Below are 20,518 nucleotides of genomic sequence, written 5' to 3'. Positions count from 1 at the left end.
GACCCCGCCTCCGCGGGGTCGCCGTTCAGTCGCGGTGGCGTCAGCCCCGCCGGGTCGCGTCCTGCACCTCGCCGACGAGTTCCTCGATGATGTCCTCGAGGAACACCACCCCCGTCGTCGCGCCCTCCCGATCGAAGGCGCGGGCGACGTGCGTGCCGAGCCGGCGCATCGTCGACAGCGCGTCCTCGACCTCGGTGCCGTCGAAGACCGACACCAGCCGGCGCACGCGCTTCGCGGGAAGCGGGTCGTCGAACTCGTCGTCGTCGAGGTCGATGACGTCCTTCAGGTGCACGTAGCCGTCGGGCTCGCCGTCCGCGCCGAGGATGACGTAGCGCGAGAAGCCGTGCTTGGCGACCGCGCGCTCCACGTCGCGCGGGGTCGCCCCCGGCGGGAGGCTGACGAGCGAGTCCATCGGCACTGCGACGTCGGAGACGCGCTTCGTCGTGAACTCGAACGCCGCGCTCAGCGTGCCGCTCGCGTCGTCCAGCACGCCCTCGCGGCGGGACTGGTCGACGATGGTCTGCACCTCGTCGAGCGTGAACGTCGAGTTCGCCTCGTTCTTCGGCTCGACGCCGAACAGCCGCAGCACCCCGTTGGCCGTCGCGTTCAGCGCGACGATCACGAACTTCAGCACGCGCGCGATGAACACCAGCGGCGGGGCGAGGAGCAGCACCGCGCGGTCCGGCACAGAGAACGACAGGTTCTTCGGCACCATCTCGCCGAACACCACGTGCAGGTAGCTCACGAGCACCAGCGTGATGATGAAGGCGACGGTGCCGATGACCTCTTCGCTCCAGCCGGTGAGGGCCAGCGGGATCTCGAGCAGGTGGTGGATCGCCGGCTCCGAGACGTTCAGGATCAACAGCGAGCAGATCGTGATGCCGAGCTGGCTCATCGCGAGCATGAGCGTCGCGTGCTCCATCGCCCACAGGGCGGTCTTGGCGCTGCGCTTGCCCTGTTCGGCGAGCGGTTCGATCTGCGAGCGCCGCGCCGAGATGACGGCGAACTCGGCGCCCACGAAGAAGGCGTTCGCGAGCAGCAGCACGAACAGCCAGGCGAGTCCGGCCCAGTCGCTCATCGCTCGCCCCCTTCCTCATCGGCCGTCGGGAGCGGGGTCGGGATGAACCTCACCCGGTCGACGCGGCGGCCGTCGAGTCTGCGCACCTCGAGCCGGCCCTCGTCGATCTCGACCTCGTCGCCGACGGCGGGCAGCCGCCCGAGGGAGGCCGTGATGAAGCCGGCGACCGTCTCGTAGTCGCCGTTCTCGGGAACGCGGATGCCGGTGCGCTCCTCGAGCTCGTCGGGGCGCAGAATGCCGGGGAAGCTGATCTCGTCGCCGCGGCGCACGATGCCCGCGCGCGTGCGGTCGTGCTCGTCGGCGACCTCGCCGACCAGCTCCTCCACGAGGTCCTCGAGCGTCGCGACCCCGGCGGTGCCGCCGTACTCGTCGACGATCACCGCCATCTGGAACCCGCGCGCCCGCAGCTCGCCGAGGAGCGAGTCGAGCTTCATCGTCTCCGGCACCCGGAGCGCGTCGGACTGCAGGGCCGAGGTCGGCACCTCGCCGCGGCGCTCTCGGGGCACGGCCACGGCCTGCTTCACGTGCACGACGCCGACGATGTCGTCGAGGTTCTCGTCGTACACGGGGAAGCGGGAGAAGCCGGTCTGGCGGGCCAGCTCGATCACGGCCTCCGCCGGTTCCAGCCGCTGCACCGCGGCGAGCCGCGGACGCGGCGTCATCACGTCGGAGGCGTCGTGCCCCGAGAAACGCAGGGTGCGGCCGAGCAGTGTCGCCGTGTCCTGCTCGAGCACGCCGGCGCTCGCCGAGCGGCGCACGAGCGAGCTCAGCTCCTCGGCCGAGCGGGCGCCGGAGAGCTCCTCCTTCGGCTCGATGCCGAAGGAGCGGATGACCGCGTTCGCGCTGCCGTTCAGCACCGCGATCGCGGGTCGGAAGACCCAGGTGAACGCGGTCTGGAACGGGATGACGACCTTCGCCGTCGCGAGCGGCAGCGCGAGCGCGAAGTTCTTCGGCACGAGCTCGCCGACGAGCATCGACAGCAATGTCGCGATGACGACGGCGGTCGTCGCCCCGACGGGCCGCACGAGCTCCTCGGGGAGCCCGATCGCGGTGAGCGGCCCCGCCAGCAGCGAGGAGATCGCGGGTTCCATCGTGTAGCCCGTGAGCAGCGTCGTCAGCGTGATGCCGAGCTGCGCGCTCGAGAGGTGGGTGGAGGTGATCTTCAGCGCCTGGATGGTGAGGCCCAAGCGGGTCTCACCCCTGGCGCGACGCGCCTCGAGGTCGGCGCGATCGAGGTTGACGAGCGCGAACTCGCTCGCAACGAACAAGCCCGTGCCGATCGTGAGAAGCACACCGATGCCGAGCAGAATCCACTCAGACACGGGCACCTCCCCGACGCGTCACGGGCGAGGGTCTATGGCCGGGCGGAGTCGCAGAAGGAGGTTCGTCCATGGTGCGGCCAGTATATCGGCGGCGTCCCGCTCCGAGACTGGGAAGCCGCCGCATCCGTCACCAGCTGACCGGCAGCGCCTTGCCCTCCTCGTAGCCCGCCGCGGACTGGATGCCGACGAGCGCCCGGTCGCGGAACTCGGCGAGCGAGCGCGCCCCGGCGTAGGTGAAGGAGCTGCGCACGCCGGAGGTGATCATGTCGAGCAGGTCCTCGAGCGACGGGCGGAGCGGGTCGAGGTAGATCGCCGAGGAGGAGATGCCCTCGGCGAAGAGCTCCTTGCGGGCGAGCTCATAGGGCGAGAGCCGGTCGAATCGCTCGCGCACGGCCTTCGTGGAGGCCATCCCCCAGCTCTCCTTGTACAGCCGGCCGTCGGCGTCGGAGCGCAGCACGCCGGGCGCCTCGATCGTGCCGGCGAACCAGGAGCCGATCATCACCGACGCGGCCCCCGCGGCGAGCGCGAGCGCGACGTCGCGCGGGTAGCGCACCCCGCCGTCGGCCCAGACCTTCGCCCCGAGGCCGGCCGCCGCCTCCGCGGTCTCCAGCACGGCGGAGAACTGCGGGCGGCCGACGGCGGTCATCATGCGGGTCGTGCACATCGCGCCGGGACCGACGCCGACCTTCAGCACGTCGGCGCCGGCCTCGACGAGGTCGGCCACCGCCTGCTCGGTGACGACGTTGCCCGCGACGATGGGCAGCCCCAGCTCGAGGTCGCGCACGCGGCGGACCGCGGCGACCATGCCCTCCTGGTGGCCGTGCGCCGTGTCGAGCACGAGCATGTCGACGCCGGCCGCGGCGAGCGCACGCGCCTTCGCCTCGACGTCGCCGTTGATGCCGACGGCGGCGGCCACCCGGAGCCGGCCGTCGCCGTCGACGTTCGCCTCGTAGATGGTGCCGCGGAGCGCGCTGCGCCGGCTGAGGGTGCCGACGACCTTGCCGTGCCGGAGCACGGGCGCGAAGTCGAGCTCGGCCTCGACCATGAGGTCGAAGGCGCGGCGCGCGGTGTCGACGTCGTCGGCGTCGAGCGCCGCGCTGCCGCCGTGCACGAGGTCGCCGAGCCGCGCGTCGGGCAGCGCGGTGGCGAGGCGCTCGGCCAGGATGCAGCCGCGGAACTCGCCGTGCTCGTCCTCGAGCACGAGACCGTGGCCGGCCGCGGCGGGCAGGGCGACGAGGGCGTCGGCCACGGTCTGGTCCGGCGAGAAGCGGTGCGGGATGTCGAAGCTCGCGGATTGGGCCTTGACCCAGCGGATGGATTCTGCAAGGTCCTGCAGGTGCAGGTCCTGCGGGAGCACGCCGATGCCCCCGCGACGGGCGAGCGTCGCAGCCAGGCGCGGGCCCGTGATCGAGTTCATGTTCGCCGAGACGACGGGGATCGAGCCGCCGGAGCCGTCGTCGGGGGCGAGCGAGACGTCGAGCCGGCTCGGCACGGCCGAACGGCTCGGGACGAGGAACACGTCGGAGTACGTCAGGTCGTGCGTGGGCGCCGTGCGGTAGAACTCCATGGCTCCCACGGTACTGCCAGGCGCGGCGTCCTCGGCCGGGCCGCAACGGGTTTAGGCTTGGGTGGGTGATCGGGGCGCGGTCGCGAGCGCGGCCGGTCCGATCTCCGCGGAATCCTTTCATCAACGGAGAGAGTGGGCGAGAGGCTGTGTCGAGCCAATTGACCGGGGCGGGTGCCGAAGAGACGGCGTCGGGCGAATTCGGAGCCAACGAATGGCTCGTCGACGAGATGTACGAGAAGTACCTCGCCGACCCCGATTCGGTCGACGAGACCTGGCGGCCGGTGCTGGAGCACTACCACCGCTCGAAGACCGCCGAGCGCGCCGCCGCCGCACCGGCCCCCGCGGCCGAGGCCTCCGCCGCACCCGCGCCGCCGGCCGCGCAGGCCGCGACGAACGGCGCAGCGGCCCCCGCCGCGCCGGCGAACGGCGCCGTGCCCACCCCGACCACGCCGACGCCCGTCATCGGGCAGACGCCGGCGGCGCGCACCACCTCCCGGGCGCCGCGCTCCGAGCCTGTCCCCGCCGATGTGCCCGTCACGAGCCCGCAGCCCGTCGTCGCCTCCGAGCGCGAGGACGAGGTCGTGACCCTCAAGGGCATGCCGAAGACGCTCGCGGCGAACATGGACGCCTCGCTCACCGTTCCCACCGCGACGAGCGTGCGCACCGTCCCCGCGAAGCTCATGATCGACAACCGCATCGTGATCAACAACCACCTGCGGCGCACCCGCGGCGGCAAGATCAGCTTCACCCACCTCATCGGCTGGGCGCTGATCCAGGCGCTCAAGGAGTTCCCCAGCCAGAACGTCTACTACGCCGAGGTCGAGGGCAAGCCCTCCCTCGTGAAGCCCGCGCACGTCGGGCTCGGCATCGCGATCGACCTGCCCAAGCCCGACGGCACCCGCGCCCTCCTCGTCCCCGCCATCAAGCGCGCCGAGACGATGACCTTCAACGAGTACCTCGCCGCCTACGAGGACCTCGTCTCGCGGGCCCGGCAGAACAAGCTGAAGGCCGACGACTTCCAGGGCGGCACGATCTCCCTGACGAACCCCGGCGGCATCGGCACCGTGCACTCGGTGCCGCGGCTCATGAAGGGCCAGGGCTGCATCATCGGCGCCGGCGCCCTCGAGTACCCCGCCGAGTTCCAGGGCGCGAGCGAGAAGACGCTCGCGAACCTCGCGATCGGCAAGACGATCACGCTCACCTCGACCTACGACCACCGCGTCATCCAGGGCGCCGGCTCCGGCGAGTTCCTGAAGAAGGTGCACGAGCTCCTGATTGGTCAGCGCGGCTTCTACGAGGGCATCTTCGCCGCCCTCCGCCTGCCGTACGAGCCCATCCAGTGGGCGCCGGACATCGCGGTCGACGTCGCGAGCGCGATCGACAAGACCGCCCGCGTGCAGGAGCTCATCAATGCGTTCCGCGTGCGTGGCCACATGATGGCCGACACCGACCCCCTCGAGTACGTGCAGCGCACACACCCCGACCTCGACATCGCGAGCCACGGCCTCACCTTCTGGGACCTCGACCGCGAGTTCGTCACCGGCGGCTTCGGCGACCGGCGCAAGGCACTGCTCCGCGACATCCTGGGCGTCCTGCGCGACTCCTACTGCCGCACCATCGGCATCGAGTACATGCACATCCAGGACCCGGTGCAGCGCGCCTGGATCCAGAACGAGGTCGAGCGGCCCTACGAGAAGCCGACCCACGACGAGCAGATGCGCATCCTCGGCAAGCTGAACGAGGCCGAGGCGTTCGAGACCTTCCTGCAGACGAAGTACGTCGGCCAGAAGCGCTTCAGCCTCGAGGGCGGCGAGTCCGTCATCGCCCTGCTCGACGAGATCCTCCAGGGCGCCGCGAAGGCGGGCCTCGACGAGGTCGCGATCGGCATGGCGCACCGCGGTCGGCTCAACGTGCTCACGAACATCGCCGGCAAGACCTACGGCCAGGTGTTCCGCGAGTTCGAGGGCGCGACCGCCGGCCAGGGCTCGGGCGACGTGAAGTACCACCTCGGCACCGAGGGCACCTTCACCGCCGACGGCGGCCAGCAGGTCCCCGTCTCGCTCGCTGCGAACCCCTCGCACCTCGAGGCGGTCGACGGCGTGCTCGAGGGCATCGTGCGCGCGAAGCAGGACCGCAAGCCCATCGGCACCTTCTCGACCCTGCCGATCCTCGTCCACGGCGACGCGGCGATGGCCGGCCAGGGCGTGGTCGTCGAGACCATGCAGATGTCGCAGCTGCGCGGCTACCGCACGGGCGGCACGATCCACGTGAACATCAACAACCAGGTCGGCTTCACCACCGTGCCGGGCGACGCCCGCTCCTCGATCTACTCGACCGATGTGGCGAAGACGATCCAGGCGCCGATCTTCCACGTGAACGGCGACGACCCCGAGGCGGTCGTCCGAGTCGCGGAGCTCGCGTTCCGCTACCGCCAGGAGTTCAAGCGCGACGTCGTCATCGACCTCATCTGCTACCGCCGGCGCGGGCACAACGAGGGCGACGACCCCTCGATGACGCAGCCGCTCATGTACAACCTCATCGAGGCGAAGCGCAGCGTGCGCAAGCTCTACACGGAGGCGCTCGTCGGCCGCGGCGACATCACCGAGGAGGAGTACGAGAACGCGCACCGCGACTTCCAGGACCGCCTCGAGCGGGCCTTCGCCGAGACGCACGCGGCGCAGACCGGCGCCATCCCGGTGATCGGGGCCACCGAGTCCGTCGCCGAACCCGAGCCCGCGAGCGGCGAGCTCGAGACGACGGGCGTCGCGCTCGAGGTCGTGCACGCCGTCGGCGACGCCTTCGGCAACAAGCCCGACGGCTTCACCGTGCACCCCAAGATCCAGCAGCTGCTCACGAAGCGCGTCGACATGAGCCGCAACGGCAAGATCGACTGGGGCTTCGGCGAGCTGCTCGCCTTCGGCTCGCTCCTGCTCGAGGGCACCCCGGTGCGCCTCGCCGGTCAGGACGCCCGCCGCGGCACCTTCGTGCAGCGTCACGCGGTCATGCACGACCGGGTGAACGGCCAGGAGTGGCTGCCGCTCATGAATCTCGCCGAGAACCAGGGCCGCTTCTACGTCTACGACTCGCTGCTGAGCGAGTACGCGGCGATGGGCTTCGAGTACGGCTACTCGGTCGAGCGCCCCGACACGCTCGTGGCGTGGGAGGCGCAGTTCGGCGACTTCGCGAACGGCGCGCAGACCATCATCGACGAGTTCATCTCCTCGGCCGAGCAGAAGTGGGGCCAGCGCTCGAGCGTCGTGCTCCTACTCCCGCACGGCTACGAGGGCCAGGGCCCCGACCACTCGAGCGCCCGCATCGAGCGCTACCTGCAGCTCTGCGCCGAGAACAACATGACGGTCGCCCGTCCCTCGACGCCGGCGTCGTACTTCCACCTGCTGCGCCGCCAGGCCTACGCGCGGCCGCGCAGGCCGCTCGTGGTCTTCACCCCGAAGGCGATGCTCCGCCTCCGGGGCGCCACGAGCGAGGTGGCCGACTTCACGCAGGGCCGCTTCGAGCCGGTGATCGACGATGCGCGCATCACCGACAAGTCCGCCGTCAAGCGGGTCGTGTTCATGTCCGGCAAGCTCTACTACGACCTCGCGGCGGAGCTCGAGAAGTCGCCGAACCCCGAGATCGCCCTCGTCCGCCTCGAGCAGCTCTACCCGCTGCCCGCCGGCGAGCTGAAGGCCGTCGCCGACTCCTACCCGAACGCCGAGCTGGTGTGGGCGCAGGACGAGCCGGAGAACCAGGGCGCCTGGCCGTACTTCATCATCGAGACGAACAAGCTCGGGCCGCGCGAGGTGCGGGTCATCTCGCGGGCGGCCGCGGCCTCCCCGGCGACCGGCTCCGCGAAGCGGCACGCCGCCGAGCAGAGCGAGCTCGTGCAGCGCGCGCTCAGCCTGTAGCTCACGAGCGATGCGCCGAAGGGGCGCGGATGCCTCGGCATCCGCGCCCCTTCCGCGTTCCGGTGAGCGGAACCGCGCCGGCTCAGCGCGCCCCGCGCGCGAGCTTCGACGGCCACCAGATGGACCGACCCAGGTCGTACGCGAGCGCGGGCACGAGCAGGGTGCGCACCAGGAAGGTGTCGAGCAGCACACCGAACGCGACGATGAAGGAGATCTGCGCGAGGAAGAGGATCGGCAGCACCCCCAGCGCCGCGAACGTCGCCGCGAGCACGAGGCCCGCGGAGGTGATGACCCCGCCGGTGAGGCGGAGGCCCCGCAGCACGCCCTCCCGGGCCCCGAAGCGCAGCGACTCCTCGCGCACCCGGGTCATCAGGAAGATGTTGTAGTCCACCCCGAGGGCGACGAGGAAGACGAAGCCGAACAGCGGCACGCTGGGGTCGGCGCCCGGGAAGTGGAAGATCCCCTCGAACACCCAGGCCGAGACGCCCAGCGCCGCCGTGTACGAGAGCACGACGCTCGCGATGAGCAGCAGCGGCGCCACGACGGCGCGCAGCAGCAGCATCAGGATCAGGAGGATCGCGGCGAGCACGAGCGGGATGATGAGGGTGCGGTCGGCGATCGCCGCCTCGTTCGTGTCGAGGGCCACCGCCGTCGGGCCGCCGACGAGCGCGTCGGCCGACACCGCGTCGAGCGCGTCGCGCAGCTCCCGCACGGTCTGCTCGGCCGCCGCCGAGTCCGGGGCGTCGTCGAGCGTCGCCTGCAGCAGCACCCGCCCGTCGACGACGGTGGGCTCCGGCGCCGGCGTGCCGGGCGGGCCGAACGCGCCGATGCCGTCCGCCGTCACGGGAGCCGTGCCCGAGGGCGAGTCGGCGGAGACGACCGCGACGCTCGCCACCCCCTCCGTCGCGAGGGCGGTGTCGGCCATCGCCTGCAGCTCGTCCTCCGGGCCGACGATCGCGGCGGGCGCGCCGGAGCCGCCCGGAAAGTGCTCGGCGAGGAGTGCCTGCCCGTCGCGCGCCTCGGACTGGCCGAGCACGAACTCGCTCGACGGCACCCCGTCGGCGTCGAGCCTCGCGAGACCGAGCGACATTCCGGCGAGGAGCAGCACGGACAGCACCCAGACGAGCCGGGGCCGGCGACTCACGAGGCGCGCGAGGCTCGCCCAGAGGCCCGTGGCGGGCAGCTCGGGCTCCGCGGCGGCGCCGTCGGCCGAGGCATCCGGACGGTGCAGCTTGCGCGGCCAGAAGGCCGCCCGGCCCGCCCAGAGCAGGAGCGCCGGCAGCAGCGTGAGCGCGGCGAGCAGCGCCGCGACGATCCCGATGGCCGCCACCGGCCCGAGCGCCTTGTTCGAGTTGAGCTCGCTGAACAGCAGGATGAGGAGTCCCGCGATCACCGTGCCGCCCGAGGCGACGATCGGCTCCCACGCGCGGCGGAGCGCCGTCGTCGTCGCCGCCCACTTGCCGGGCTCGGACTCGAGCGCCTCGCGGTAGCGCGCGGTGTAGAGCAGCGCGTAGTCCGTCGCGGCGCCGATCACGAGGATGAAGAGGATGCCCTGGGTCTGGCCGCTCAGCAGCAGCGCGCCGCTGCGTGCGAGCGAGACGACGACGAACACCGAGGCGCAGAGCGCCGACAGGCTCGTGAAGAGCACGATGAACGGCAGCAGGAGCGAGCGGTAGACGATCACGAGGATCACGAAGACGGCGGCGAGCGCGACCGCGAGCAGCAGGCCGTCGATGCCGGCGAAGGCGGCGACGAGGTCGGCGGTGAAGCCGGCGGGCCCCGTGACCGCGCTCGTGACGCCGTCGACCGGGTGCTCGGCGACGAGCTCCCGCACCCCGCCGACGACCTCGTCGACCCCGCCCTCCGCGCCCGAGTCGACCGGCACGACGAACTGCGCCGCGGCACCGTCCTCGGACGGGATGACCGGCGAGGTCTCCCCCGCGCCGTCGACGCCGGCCACGAGCCCCCGGACGTCGTCGATCTCGGCGAGGGCCGAGGCGTCCAGTTTCGCGCCGTCGTCGCTCGCGTAGACGACGATCGCGGGCACCTCGTCGCCCGTGCGGAAGCCCTCCTCGAGGGACTGCACCTCGGTGGCCTCGGCGCTCGCGGGCAGGAACTGGGTCTGATCGTTCGTCTGCACCTCGGAGATGGCGCCGAACGAGGCACCGCCGACGCCGAACGCGGCGGTCCACAGCAGGATCAGGACGGCGGGCAGCAGCACGCGGAGCCAGCGCGGCACTCCGGAGCGGACGGGTCGAAGCTCTGCATCGTTCATGATGCTCTCGACGCTAGGCCGCGGGCGCCCCGCCGCGCGTCCATCGAAAGGTTGGCCGCGTGCGGGCGCGACTCGGCCTGGCGTGCGCCGTGGGGCCGACTCGGCTCAGTCGGCGAAGACGGCGTGCGTCTGGATCTCGCGGATCCGCGTGAGCACGACGGTGCGGAGCTCGTCGGGGGCGCTCTCGCGGCACGCCCGCTGCACGACCTCGGTGATGGTGATGCCGACCTTCAGCTCGCCGGAGCACTCGGGGCAGTTCTCCATGTGCGCACGGATGTCGGCGGCATCCTCGCTGCAGAGCTCGTTGTGCAGGTACTCCTCGAGCTCGGCCCGCGCCTTGTCGCAGCCGCAGTCGTTCATTTCTTGCTCCTGGTGGGGTTGGCCGCCGACTGGATGCCCTGCTCGAGGGCGTAGTCGGCGAGGGACTCGCGAAGCATCCGCCGGCCACGGTGCAGGCGGCTCATCACGGTCCCGATCGGGGTGTTCATCATGTCGGCGATCTCCTGGTAGGAGAAGCCCTCGACGTCCGCGAAGTACACGGCGAGTCGGAAGTCCTCGGGGAGCGCCTGCAGCGCGTCCTTCACGGCGCTGTCGGGCAGGTGGTCGATCGCCTCCGCCTCGGCGGAGCGGCTCGTCGCGGCCGTCGTCGACTCGGCGCCGCCGAGCTGCCAGTCCTCAAGCTCGTCGATCGTGCCCTGGTAGGGCTCCCGCTGCTTCTTGCGGTAGGTGTTGATGAAGGTGTTCGTGAGGATGCGGTACAGCCACGCCTTCAGGTTCGTGCCCTGCTTGAACTGCGCGAACGCGGCGTAGGCCTTCACGAAGGTCTCCTGCACGAGGTCCTGCGCGTCGGCGGGATTCTTCGTCATCCGCAGCGCGGCGGCGTACAGCTGATCGATGAAGGGCAGCGCCTGCTCCTCGAACAGCTCGCCCAGCGGGCGCTCGGCCTCGACCATGGGCTCGTCGATCTCATCACCGGTCATCACCGGCCATCCTAGATCGTCGACCCGCTCGGCCGTCGTCCGCTCCAGCAGTGCGAGGCTCACCTGCACCCTCTCCTCCCGCGCCCGCACGGACGCTACTGTTGATAACCGATGCAGATCACGCCATATTCCGAGCCCGAGTTCGACCCGTACGGCGACGCGCGCCGCACCGAGCCCGACCCGGGCTGGCTCGCGCCCACCGCGAGCCGGCCGCTGCAGGCGACGCTCTCGGTCCCCGGCTCGAAGTCGCTGACGAACCGCGAGCTCGTGCTCGCCGCCCTCGCCGAGGGCCCCTCGGTGCTGCGCGCTCCGCTCTGGTCGCGCGACAGCGAACTGATGATCGAGGCACTCTCGGCGCTCGGCGTGGGCTTCGAGCGCCTGCCCGGCCGCGGCGGCTTCGGCGACGATCTGCGCGTGACCCCCGCCGAGGAGCTGCTCGGCTCCACCACCGTCGACTGCGGCCTCGCCGGCACCGTCATGCGGTTCGTGCCGCCGGTGGCCGCGCTGGCCCTCGGGCCGACGACCTTCGACGGCGACGAGGCCGCCAGGCGGCGGCCGATGTCCGGCGTCATCGACGGCCTGAAGGGGCTCGGCGTCGACCTCGACGACGACCGCCGCGGCACGCTGCCGTTCACCGTGCACGGCACCGGCCGCATCGCGGGCGGCGCCCTCGAGATCGATGCCTCGGCGTCCAGCCAGTTCGTCTCCGGGCTGCTGCTGTCGGCGCCGCGCTTCGAGCAGGGGCTCGACCTCCGGCACACCGGCGAGCGACTGCCGAGCATGCCGCACATCGAGATGACGGTCGCGGCGCTCGCCCGGCGGGGCGTCGTCGTCGAGTCGCCGGAGCCCGGCCGCTGGGTCGTGGCGCCCGGCCCCATCGCCGCCGTCGACGTCGACATCGAGCCGGACCTCTCGAACGCCGCGCCGTTCCTGGCCGCCGCGCTCGTCGCGGGCGGCGAGGTGACGATCACGGAATGGCCCGACGCCACCACGCAGGTCGGCGCCCAGCTCGAGACGCTGCTGCCACGCTTCGGCGCCGCGGTCGAGCGCAGCGGCGAGCGGCTCACCGTCCGCGCTCCGGGCGCGGCGGCGGGCGGCATCCGCGCCGTGGAGCTCGATCTCGGCGAGGCGGGCGAACTCGTGCCCAACCTCGTCGCGATCGCCGCCTTCGCCGACGGCCCGTCGACGTTCACCGGGATCGGCCACATCCGCCACCACGAGACCGACCGGCTCGCCGCGCTCGCCGCCGAGCTGAACGGCCTCGGCGGTCGGGTCACCGAGCTCGACGACGGCCTGCTGGTCGAGCCGGTGCCGCTGCACGAGGGCGCCTGGCGCGCCTACGCCGACCACCGGATGGCGACGAGCGGCGCGATCGTGGGCCTCGCGGTGCCCGGGGTCGTCATCGACGACATCGCCTCGACCGGCAAGACGCTGCCGCAGTTCCCCGAGCTCTGGGGCGGGCTGCTGCGATGAGCTGGTGGGACGCCGACGACGAGGACGACGAGCCCGAGTTCGACGAATCCGACGTCCGGGTGCGTCCGAGCCGCCGCGGAAGCCGGCCGCGCACGAAGCAGCGCCCGGAGCACGCCGACGCCGTGCAGGGCCGCGTGCTCGGCGTCGACCGCGGCCGCTACACGGTGCTGCTCGAGGAGGGCGGCCCCGACGAGCGCGAGGTGACCGCCGCGCGGGCGCGCGAGCTCAAGCGCAAGTCCGTCGTGACCGGGGACCTCGTCGACGTGGTGGGCGACACCACGGGCGACGAGGGGACGCTCGCTCGTATCGTCCGCATCGGCGAGCGCACGAGCCTGCTGCGGCGGAGCGCCGACGACACCGACGCCGTCGAGCGCATCATCGTGGCGAACGCCGATCAGATGCTCGTCGTCGTCGCCGCCGCGAACCCCGAGCCGCGCACGCGGCTCGTCGACCGCTACCTGGTCGCCGCCTACGACGCCGGCATCACGCCGCTCCTCTGCATCACGAAGACCGATCTGGCCGACCCCGAGCCGTTCCTGCAGAGCTTCGCCGGCCTCGAGCTGCCCGTGTTCCGCTCCGCCGCCGAGGACATGCCCCTCGACGAGATCCGTGCGGCCCTCGTGGGCCATCGCACGGTGTTCGTCGGGCACTCGGGCGTCGGCAAGTCGACGCTCGTGAACGCGCTCGTGCCGAGCGCGGAGCGCGCCACCGGGCGGGTGAACGACGTCACCGGTCGCGGCCGGCACACCTCCTCGTCGACGGTCTCGCTGCGCCTCGAGGCATCCGACGGCGACGGCTGGGTGATCGACACGCCGGGCGTGCGCTCGTTCGGCCTCGGGCATGTGGACCCCGCGAACATCCTGCGCTCGTTCACCGATCTCGCCGAGATCGCGGAGCGCTGCCCCAGGGGGTGCACCCATCTGCCCGACGCGCCGGACTGCGCGCTCAACGAAGCCGCGGCCGACGGCGAGCTCGACGAGACGGGTCTCGCCCGGCTGGACTCGCTGCAGCGACTGCTGGAGACGTTCTCGACCGCGCCGGGCGGCGCCGACCGCGGCGCGCACTGATCGCTACGGACACTGATCGCTGCAGACACTGATCGAGCCGAGCACCGGACGGGGTGGTGTCGTCCGGCCTCGGCTCGATGGAGGTCGTGTCGCGGCGTTCAGCCGGCGCGGCGGGCGCGAGCGGCGCGGCGCTTCAGGGCGCGGCGCTCGTCTTCGCTGAGGCCGCCCCAGACGCCCGAGTCCTGACCGGTCTCGAGGGCGTACTGCAGGCAGATCTCGGTGACCGTGCAACGGGCGCAGACCGCCTTCGCCTTCTCGATCTGGTCGACGGCCGGACCAGTGTTCCCCACCGGGAAGAACAGTTCGGGGTCGGCGGTGAGGCAGGCGGCTTTGTCGCGCCAATCCATGGAGATGCTCCTTGTTGCTACTCGTCGCAGTCACACTCGCGCGCTCTCGCGCGGCCATTTCGTTCGTACGTACTCCTGTGCGCACGAACTCGGTGGCGGTGTTGCGGGGGGAAAGCCAAGTCTCGGGAAGTAGGATCATGATTGATCGGCTCACCACCCTGTGAGCATCAACTCGGCCTTGTAAATCGTGGCATAGCGACGGGGTCGAATCAATAGCCGTGTATGGGATATCGCTGTGAATCAGAGCTCCGACCGCCCCGCCTCAGCCGAGGAACCTCCCGCTGATCAGGGGGTCCCCCGCGCGGCGCTCGCGATCGTGAACGTGCTGCTCGTGCTCGAGGCGCTCGCCGTCGCGGGCGTGCTCGTCTGGCTCGTCGTCGACCTGCTGACCCTCGCCCCATCGTCCTACGCGACCGCGGTCGCGCTCATCGTGCTGGTCGCGATCGGCGCCGTGTTCACCGCCGCCGTCGCCGTCGCCTCGATCCGCCGCGCCGGATGGTCCCGCGCGGGCGCCATCGTCTGGCAGGTGCTGCAGGTGTCGGTCGCCGCCGGCGCCTTCCAGGGGCTGTTCGCCCGCCCCGACATCGGCTGGGCGCTGCTCATCCCCGCGATCGTCGTCGTGGTCCTCATGCTCGCCCCGTCGGTGCGCCGCGCCTACGGCAACGCCGGAGCGGCGCCGGAGCACTGAGCTTCCGGCGCCGCCCCGGCGGTGTGCGGCGGTGGCTCAGCCGTCGAGGCCGAGCTCGCGGCGGATGCGCGCGACGTGCCCGGTGGCCTTCACGTTGTAGAAGGCCTTCGCGATGCGGCCTTCCTCGTCGATGACGAACGTCGAGCGGATGGAGCCGACGACGATCTTGCCGTAGAGCGACTTCTCGCCCCAGACGCCGTAGGCCTGCTGGACGGCGAGGTCGGGGTCCGCGAGGAGGGTGAAGTTCAGCCGGTCCCGCTCGGCGAAGCGCTTGAGCTTCTCGACCTCGTCCTTGGAGACGCCGAGCACCCGGATGCCCGCGGCCTTGAAGGAGTTGAGGCTGTCGCGGAAGTCGCACGCCTCGGTCGTGCAGCCCGGGGTCATCGCCTCGGGGTAGAAGTAGAGCACCACCTTGCCGCCGCGGAGCGACGAGAGCGTCACCGGGGTGCCGTCCTGGTCGTCGAGCGTGAAGTCGGGGGCGAGATCGCCGGGGGCGAGTCGTGCATCGTTCATACCGACCATGGTAGGCCGCCTCCGCCGTGCCGCCCCGCGCCGGATGCCCCGCTGGCCGCCCCGGCACCGGATGCCCAGCCACCACCGGCGGCTCGTCGGCGGCGCGCCAGCTCAGGCCGGCGCGATCCAGCGCAGCGGCACCTCGATGGTCACCTCGGTGCCCGTGCCCACGACCGTGTGCCAGTCGATGGTTCCGCCGAGCTCGCCCTGGATGAGCGTGCGCACGATCTGCGTGCCGAGCCCCTCACCGACGCGCCCCTCCGGGAGCCCGGATCCGGTGTCGCGCACCTGCACCGTGAGCAGCTGCTCGGATCGGTCGGCGACGACCTCCACCTCGCCCACTTGGCCGGCGAGGCCGTGCTCGACCGCGTTCGTGACGAGCTCGGTCAGCGCGAGCGCGAGCGGGGTCGCGTACTCGCTCGGGAGCACGCCGAAGCTGCCCGACCGCTTCGGGTGCGCCGTCGTGTTGTGGGCGGCGGCGACCTCGGCGACGAGCAGCAGCGCGCGGTCGAACACCTCGTCGAAGTCGACGTTCTGCGAGAGCCCGGTCGACAGCGTGTCGTGCACGACGGCGATGGCGCCGACCCGGCGCATCGCCTGGGTCAGCGCCTCGCGCGCTTCGTCGGAGTGGGTGCGGCGCGCCTGGATGCGCAGCAGCGACGCGACCGTCTGCAGGTTGTTCTTGACCCGGTGGTGGATCTCCCGGATCGTCGCGTCCTTGGTGATCAGCTCCTGCTCCTGGTGGCGGAGCTCGGTGACGTCGCGGGTGAGCACGATCGCGCCGATGCGCGCGCCCTTACGCCGGATCGGGATGGCCCGGAGCGAGACCGTGACGCCACGGGACTCGACGTCCGTGCGCCAGGGTGCGCGGCCGGTGACCACGAGCGGAAGCGACTCGTCGATGACGAGCTTGCCGGCAAGGAGCCGCGTCGTGACATCGGCGAGCGACTCACCCTCGAGCTCGTCGTCGAAGCCCATGCGGTTGAACGCCGACAGCGCGTTCGGGCTCGCGAAGGTCGTCACGCCGTCGACGTCGAGGCGGATGAGCCCGTCGGAGGCGCGCGGGGCGCCCCGGCGCGGGCCGGTCGGCGCACCGAGGTCGGGGAAGTCGCCGGAGGCGATCATCTGGAAGAGCTCGCCCGCGCAGTCGTTGAAGGTGAGTTCCTGGCGGCTCGGCGTGCGCGTCGCGCCGAGGTTCGTGTGCCGGGTGATCACCGCGACCGGCTCGGGCGCGACCGCGGTGCTCGACTCCGCGAGCCGCCTCATGACGGGCACCGCGCGCACCCGGGTGGGCATCTCCTCGTACCAGTCGGGCGCGGAGGAATCGATGATCTCCGCGCTCGAGTAGGCCTGGGTGACGAGGTCCCGCCACTGGGGCTTGATGCGCTGGCCGACGAAGTCGCGGTAGAAGAGCGTCGCGGCGCTCGACGGGCGCGAGTGCGCGACGGCAACGAAGTCGTCGTCACCCGACGGCACCCACAGCACGATGTCGGCGAAGGCGAGATCGGCGAGCAGCTGCAGGTCGCCGACGAGCATGTGCAGCCAGTCGACGTCGGCCTGACTGCTGCGGCCCTGGGCGAGGACGAGTTCACTGAGGGTCGACACGGTTCAAGCGTAGTGCGGCGCACGTCGTCGCACGCGATCCAGGAGTCGTGTTCCGGGCGCGCCGTCGCCGAGCGCGCCCGGCTCGCCCCTGCCGCCGAGGAGCCGCTCCGCCGTGTACTCGCGAACCGCCGTGGCGAGGGCCGAGCGGGGCGCTGCGTCTCGGAGCGCCCGCGCCCGCAGGATGGCGGCGTCGGCCCCACGGACGTCCTGCGGGAGGAGCCACGCCCGCTCGATGCCGCCCAGCCGGTGCAGCGTCGACCGAACCTGCCCGTAGGCGTCGAAGCCGAGCGCCCCGGGGCGGACGCGGTTGACGAGCACGTCGATCTGCGCCGGGTCGACGTGCTCCGCGAGCTCCGCGCAGCCCCGGAGGAGACGGCCGAGCCCCAGCGGATCGGCGAGCCCGACGGCGATCACCCGGTCGGCGGCCTGGAGCGCGGCGAACGTCGCGGCATTGCGCCGCGGCGCGAACTGGTCGCTCGTGAGCTCCTCGTCGCGCTCGAGACTGAAGCCCGTGTCGATGACGACCGTGTCGGCCTGCGCCGAGATCGCCGCGATCGCCGTCGCGACACGCTCGGCGCCGAGCTCCGGCCAGCGGGCGGCGCCGATGAGCCCCGTGAACACGTCGAATTGCGCGCCGCTCGTCGTGCACGGCTGCGCCAGTCGCTCGAGTTCGGCGCGGTCGAGTGCTCCCATGCCGGCGAGCCGGCACGCCGCGGCGAACCCCGGCGTCTCGTCGAGGAGCCCGAGGGCGGCCGCCGTCGCCCCGCCGTACGGATCGGCGTCGATGAGCGCGACCCGCCCGCCGGCCGCCGCCAGCTCCGCAGCGACGTTCACGGCGATCGTCGTGCGCCCCGGTGCGCCGGCCGGCCCCCAGACCGCGATCGTCCGAACCGCCGACGGGCCCGGCGGTTCGGCATCCGGCGCGGCGAGCCCGACGACGACGGGCTCGAGCTCGGACCAGCCGAGCTGCGAGCCGAGCACCTCGTGGAGGCCGGTCGACCGTGCCGCGGCGCGCTGCCGGTCGTCGTCGGCGAGCGCGATGACCCGGATGCCGAGGGCATCGCAGGCGGTCAGCAGCGCTCGGTCGAAGGTGCCCGCACCGGCGCCGACGAGGACGACGTCGGGGGCGTGCTCGCCCAAGCCGGCGCGCAGTTCGGCCCAGCTGCTCGCGCGCGCGACGAGCTGATGCCCGTGCTCCATCGCGTCCGGGAGCAGCCGGCGCTCGAGCTCCGGCGAGAGTGCGACGGCGAGCCGGACCATCAGGCCGCTCGCCGCGCGGGGACGAGGTCGATCGCGTCTCCGGCGGAGAGCGACTCCAGCAGGAGCGGCAGACGCTCGCGGTCGAGCCGCAGCTCGACGAGCGGGCCGTCGGCGCCGGGCGAGTCGACCGCCAGCACGGACACGACCTCCGCACCCGGCACGAGCACGACGGGAGGCTCGAACCCGCGCTCGATCGCACCGGCCACCCAGACGTCGACCACGCTGCCCGGCTCCACCTCGGCCGGGAGCGCACCACGGCTCGGCACGACGACCGTCGCGACGGCGTCGTCGGCGGCCGAGCCGATCGCCTCGACCGGGATGAGCTCGCCAGACCCGACGGTGCGGGTCAGTACGGCGCCGGCCGGCGGCACGGTCTCGGCGGACAGGTACCGCGCCGTGTGCTCGCCGAGGACGACCCGGACGCGCTGGAGCCCGTCGAGCTCCAGCTTCGAGCCCGCCGGAATGGTGTCGCGCGCCGTGTAGACCTCGACCGAGCGATCGAGTCCGCCCACGATCACCCAGACGCCCAGCACCGATCCGACGACGAGCACGACGCCCACCGCCAGCCTGAGGTCGATGCCTCTCCCCCGTCGAGCGCGCCAGCCCATTCGTTCTCCTACTCCTTCGTTCGCGCGGCCGGTGCCGGCGTTCGCCGACGGCACCACGATCCCCGCCCGGTCACCCCATCGTCGCCACGGCGCCGACTGCTTGCCCGGAGTTATCCACAGACCGCACGTTCGACGCCCGCCGGGTCGATAATCGAGGGCATGACCTCACCTGGATCGACTGGCGAGCTCGGGCGGTTCCTGACCCTCGCCGATACCGCGGAGCTCCTCGCCGTCGACGTGGGCGTCGTCGACGCCCTCATCGGCTCCGGCGAGCTGCCGGCCATCCGGGTCGGCGAGCACGGCCCCTGGCGCGTCGAACGCGCGCAGCTCGAGGTCTGGATCGACGAGCAGTACGAGACCGCCCGTCGTCACGCAGCCTGGAACGAGGGCGAGTTCGCGACCCTCGCGGAGCTCTCCGGCGTGCGCCGCGGCGGGGTTCACCCGGTCGACTGAGCTCGTTCGGCACTCGCCGCGCGGGCCGAAACCACCACTGGATCACTTCGGGATGCCAATGGCTCGACGATCCCCGGTCGGCCCGCGAGCCGACGGAACGCTCAGAACGCGACCGTCGAGATCCGTTCGAACGGCACCAGCCGATACGCCCTGACCTCGACCTCCCGCCGCGGCGTGCCCGCCGGATGAACGGCGAGTTCCAGGTGGTCGCCGCCGACGCGATCGATGGTGCCGTGCCAGCTCGCGCCGCCGACCCCGTGCACGAGGACGGGCGCACGGCGGCGCGCGAGATCACGGAGGACGAAGCCGAACCCGATGCGCGCGGCGAGCGCCGTCGGCGGCTCCGGGACGGCCACGAGGCTCGCCGTGAGATCGTCCCGATCCGCCAGGATCGCCGTGATTGCGGGGATGCGCACGATGAACTGCCCGAGTCCCGGTGGCTCCGGTCGCGCCGCCACCCAGTCCCGACCGAACGACGTCAAGCCGAGCGACAGCGTGCGTCCGTCGACGAGTTCGCAGCGCAGGGGCCGCCCGGCCTCGTGCAGCGCGCGCATCCGCTCGCGCAGCGAGAGCCGACCGAGCCGATGGCGTTCCTCCTCGAGCGCGAGGGCCCGCTCCTCCTCGCGCTGCTCGTGATCGATCTGCGCCGCGAGGTCGTCGATGAGCCGTTCGAACCGCATGCCGGCGACCATAGTCCGCCCGTCCGCGAGGCCACCTGAGACTCTCCACAGGGCCGCCGTTCGCTTGACAGGGATTCCAGGCCCCGTCTAGCGTTCAAGCACGGGTCCCCCTCCTCCCCCATTCGGGGGTGATCCGGTCGTCGGGCTGCGCTCGGCGATCGCCACGATCCAGGAGCAGCATGGTCCCCCACTTCGAATCGGCGCAGCCCGCCGAGCCCTTCCACGACCACGTCCCGTTCGACCGCGACGACTTCTTCGGTCCGCAACCGGCCGGCCGGGCCGAGCTCCCCGATCCGATGCCGGTGCTTCGCAACCTCGCGCACTGCGTCGTCGAGGCGCTCGCCGGGGCGCGGGAGCTCGAGCAGCTCGCGCGCTGGGTCACCGACGATGTCTACCGCGGGCTCGAGAAGCGGGTCGCCCTCGCCGCACGTGCCCGCCGCGTGCGCGGCGCACGCCCGCAGCGCCCGGTCTTCGCGATCGGCACGATCCGGGCCAGTGAACCCGCCGACGGCGTGGTCGAAGCGGTCGTGCTCGTGCACCAGCGTCCCCGCACTCGCGCCATCGTCATCCGGCTCGAGGGCTTCGATGCCCGGTGGCGCGCATCCGTGCTCGGCGTGCTCTGAACGCGTCCCGCCGACGGCCCGGCCGGGCACGAGGCGTGGACACGGCGAGGGCCGCGCATCCTCGGATGCGCGGC

At 72.2% G+C, this 20,518-nt stretch carries 18 protein-coding genes; 6 read left to right on the top strand and 12 right to left on the bottom strand.

Translation table 11 applies throughout. From position 1 onward, the window contains the following. Nucleotides 1-40: 40 nt before the first annotated feature. From IEY71_RS15795 to guaB1, 3 genes are all read right to left on the bottom strand, one after another. Nucleotides 41-1,078 carry a hemolysin family protein gene (locus tag IEY71_RS15795; protein ID WP_189086329.1) on the bottom strand — a complete coding sequence of 346 codons (1,038 nt, stop codon included), beginning with the start codon at nucleotides 1,076-1,078 and terminating at the stop codon, nucleotides 41-43. Further along, complete coding sequence (locus IEY71_RS15790) at nucleotides 1,075-2,400, bottom strand: hemolysin family protein (protein WP_189086328.1); 1,326 nt, start codon at nucleotides 2,398-2,400, stop codon at nucleotides 1,075-1,077. The genes IEY71_RS15795 and IEY71_RS15790 overlap by 4 nt, the downstream gene beginning before the upstream one ends. Nucleotides 2,401-2,527: 127 nt before the next feature. After that, nucleotides 2,528-3,967, bottom strand: a complete 1,440-nt coding sequence (gene guaB1, locus IEY71_RS15785; RefSeq protein ID WP_189086327.1) for a GMP reductase — start codon at nucleotides 3,965-3,967, stop codon at nucleotides 2,528-2,530. 146 nt (nucleotides 3,968-4,113) lie between these two features. On the opposite strand from guaB1, the gene IEY71_RS15780 reads away from it, so the two are divergent. Then, entirely contained in the window at nucleotides 4,114-7,872 is a 3,759-nt protein-coding gene (locus tag IEY71_RS15780; RefSeq protein ID WP_189086326.1) for a multifunctional oxoglutarate decarboxylase/oxoglutarate dehydrogenase thiamine pyrophosphate-binding subunit/dihydrolipoyllysine-residue succinyltransferase subunit, read from the top strand. Between the two features lie 82 nt (nucleotides 7,873-7,954). Here the strand turns inward: IEY71_RS15780 and IEY71_RS15775 are convergent, their stop codons facing one another. The 3 genes from IEY71_RS15775 to IEY71_RS15765 form a co-directional block, all read right to left on the bottom strand. Beyond that, nucleotides 7,955-10,147, bottom strand: coding sequence for an MMPL family transporter (locus IEY71_RS15775; protein WP_189086325.1), 2,193 nt, complete (start codon nucleotides 10,145-10,147; stop codon nucleotides 7,955-7,957). 105 nt (nucleotides 10,148-10,252) lie between these two features. Then, entirely contained in the window at nucleotides 10,253-10,507 is a 255-nt protein-coding gene (rsrA, locus tag IEY71_RS15770) for a mycothiol system anti-sigma-R factor (RefSeq protein ID WP_189086324.1), read from the bottom strand. Next, nucleotides 10,504-11,127 carry a sigma-70 family RNA polymerase sigma factor gene (locus tag IEY71_RS15765; protein WP_189086373.1) on the bottom strand — a complete coding sequence of 208 codons (624 nt, stop codon included), beginning with the start codon at nucleotides 11,125-11,127 and terminating at the stop codon, nucleotides 10,504-10,506. Before IEY71_RS15765 ends, rsrA begins: the two co-directional genes overlap by 4 nt. A gap of 111 nt (nucleotides 11,128-11,238) precedes the next feature. Between IEY71_RS15765 and aroA the strand changes: the two genes are divergently transcribed. Together aroA and rsgA are read left to right on the top strand one after the other, a co-directional pair. After that, on the top strand, nucleotides 11,239-12,600 hold the full coding sequence (aroA, locus tag IEY71_RS15760; RefSeq protein ID WP_189086323.1) for a 3-phosphoshikimate 1-carboxyvinyltransferase: 1,362 nt from the start codon (nucleotides 11,239-11,241) through the stop codon (nucleotides 12,598-12,600). After that, entirely contained in the window at nucleotides 12,597-13,667 is a 1,071-nt protein-coding gene (gene rsgA / locus IEY71_RS15755) for a ribosome small subunit-dependent GTPase A (protein ID WP_189086322.1), read from the top strand. The genes aroA and rsgA overlap by 4 nt, the downstream gene beginning before the upstream one ends. A 98-nt stretch (nucleotides 13,668-13,765) precedes the next feature. On the opposite strand, the gene IEY71_RS15750 is transcribed toward rsgA, so the two are convergent. After that, on the bottom strand, nucleotides 13,766-14,014 hold the full coding sequence (locus IEY71_RS15750) for a WhiB family transcriptional regulator (RefSeq protein WP_055859573.1): 249 nt from the start codon (nucleotides 14,012-14,014) through the stop codon (nucleotides 13,766-13,768). A gap of 235 nt (nucleotides 14,015-14,249) precedes the next feature. Between IEY71_RS15750 and IEY71_RS15745 the strand changes: the two genes are divergently transcribed. After that, nucleotides 14,250-14,702: a hypothetical protein gene (locus IEY71_RS15745; RefSeq protein ID WP_229781798.1), complete on the top strand. Its 453-nt coding sequence runs from the start codon at nucleotides 14,250-14,252 to the stop codon at nucleotides 14,700-14,702. A gap of 36 nt (nucleotides 14,703-14,738) precedes the next feature. Here the strand turns inward: IEY71_RS15745 and bcp are convergent, their stop codons facing one another. The 4 genes from bcp to IEY71_RS15725 form a co-directional block, all read right to left on the bottom strand. Next, nucleotides 14,739-15,215 carry a thioredoxin-dependent thiol peroxidase gene (gene bcp, locus IEY71_RS15740; protein ID WP_189086321.1) on the bottom strand — a complete coding sequence of 159 codons (477 nt, stop codon included), beginning with the start codon at nucleotides 15,213-15,215 and terminating at the stop codon, nucleotides 14,739-14,741. Between the two features lie 111 nt (nucleotides 15,216-15,326). Further along, nucleotides 15,327-16,820, bottom strand: coding sequence for a sensor histidine kinase (locus tag IEY71_RS15735; RefSeq protein WP_189086320.1), 1,494 nt, complete (start codon nucleotides 16,818-16,820; stop codon nucleotides 15,327-15,329). Between the two features lie 3 nt (nucleotides 16,821-16,823). After that, nucleotides 16,824-18,080 (bottom strand): CpaE/TadZ family protein, encoded by a 1,257-nt coding sequence (locus IEY71_RS15730; RefSeq protein WP_189086319.1) that lies wholly within the window; start codon nucleotides 18,078-18,080, stop codon nucleotides 16,824-16,826. Then, a complete protein-coding gene (locus IEY71_RS15725) occupies nucleotides 18,080-18,688 on the bottom strand; it encodes a hypothetical protein (RefSeq protein ID WP_189086318.1) in 609 nt (202 codons plus the stop codon). The genes IEY71_RS15730 and IEY71_RS15725 overlap by 1 nt, the downstream gene beginning before the upstream one ends. A 159-nt stretch (nucleotides 18,689-18,847) precedes the next feature. Between IEY71_RS15725 and IEY71_RS15720 the strand changes: the two genes are divergently transcribed. Then, nucleotides 18,848-19,141 carry a helix-turn-helix domain-containing protein gene (locus IEY71_RS15720; RefSeq protein WP_189086317.1) on the top strand — a complete coding sequence of 98 codons (294 nt, stop codon included), beginning with the start codon at nucleotides 18,848-18,850 and terminating at the stop codon, nucleotides 19,139-19,141. A gap of 101 nt (nucleotides 19,142-19,242) precedes the next feature. On the opposite strand, the gene IEY71_RS15715 is transcribed toward IEY71_RS15720, so the two are convergent. Next, the gene (locus IEY71_RS15715; protein ID WP_189086316.1) at nucleotides 19,243-19,821 is read right to left on the bottom strand and encodes a hypothetical protein; all 579 of its coding nucleotides are present in this window, start codon (nucleotides 19,819-19,821) and stop codon (nucleotides 19,243-19,245) included. A 179-nt stretch (nucleotides 19,822-20,000) separates the two neighbouring features. Between IEY71_RS15715 and IEY71_RS15710 the strand changes: the two genes are divergently transcribed. Further along, nucleotides 20,001-20,444: an Rv3235 family protein gene (locus IEY71_RS15710; protein WP_229781797.1), complete on the top strand. Its 444-nt coding sequence runs from the start codon at nucleotides 20,001-20,003 to the stop codon at nucleotides 20,442-20,444. Nucleotides 20,445-20,518: the final 74 nt, after the last annotated feature.

The organism is Agromyces mediolanus, from assembly GCF_014648575.1.
In the GTDB taxonomy this organism is placed as follows: Bacteria; Actinomycetota; Actinomycetes; order Actinomycetales; family Microbacteriaceae; genus Agromyces; species Agromyces mediolanus.
Note: the sequence above shows the minus strand (reverse complement) of the source record. Positions and strands in the feature narration are given on the sequence as shown.

Excerpts from the sequence above, each read along its gene's own strand:
- IEY71_RS15795 (WP_189086329.1), bottom strand. The coding sequence starts at position 1,078 with ATGAGCGACTGGGCCGGACTCGCCTGGCTGTTCGTGCTGCTGCTCGCG.
- guaB1 (WP_189086327.1), bottom strand. The coding sequence starts at position 3,967 with ATGGAGTTCTACCGCACGGCGCCCACGCACGACCTGACGTACTCCGAC.
- IEY71_RS15775 (WP_189086325.1), bottom strand. The coding sequence starts at position 10,147 with ATGAACGATGCAGAGCTTCGACCCGTCCGCTCCGGAGTGCCGCGCTGG.
- rsrA (WP_189086324.1), bottom strand. The coding sequence starts at position 10,507 with ATGAACGACTGCGGCTGCGACAAGGCGCGGGCCGAGCTCGAGGAGTAC.
- IEY71_RS15765 (WP_189086373.1), bottom strand. The coding sequence starts at position 11,127 with ATGACCGGTGATGAGATCGACGAGCCCATGGTCGAGGCCGAGCGCCCG.
- aroA (WP_189086323.1), top strand. The coding sequence starts at position 11,239 with ATGCAGATCACGCCATATTCCGAGCCCGAGTTCGACCCGTACGGCGAC.
- rsgA (WP_189086322.1), top strand. The coding sequence starts at position 12,597 with ATGAGCTGGTGGGACGCCGACGACGAGGACGACGAGCCCGAGTTCGAC.
- IEY71_RS15750 (WP_055859573.1), bottom strand. The coding sequence starts at position 14,014 with ATGGATTGGCGCGACAAAGCCGCCTGCCTCACCGCCGACCCCGAACTG.
- bcp (WP_189086321.1), bottom strand. The coding sequence starts at position 15,215 with ATGAACGATGCACGACTCGCCCCCGGCGATCTCGCCCCCGACTTCACG.
- IEY71_RS15730 (WP_189086319.1), bottom strand. The coding sequence starts at position 18,080 with ATGGTCCGGCTCGCCGTCGCACTCTCGCCGGAGCTCGAGCGCCGGCTG.
- IEY71_RS15725 (WP_189086318.1), bottom strand. The coding sequence starts at position 18,688 with ATGGGCTGGCGCGCTCGACGGGGGAGAGGCATCGACCTCAGGCTGGCG.
- IEY71_RS15720 (WP_189086317.1), top strand. The coding sequence starts at position 18,848 with ATGACCTCACCTGGATCGACTGGCGAGCTCGGGCGGTTCCTGACCCTC.
- IEY71_RS15715 (WP_189086316.1), bottom strand. The coding sequence starts at position 19,821 with ATGCGGTTCGAACGGCTCATCGACGACCTCGCGGCGCAGATCGATCAC.
- IEY71_RS15710 (WP_229781797.1), top strand. The coding sequence starts at position 20,001 with ATGGTCCCCCACTTCGAATCGGCGCAGCCCGCCGAGCCCTTCCACGAC.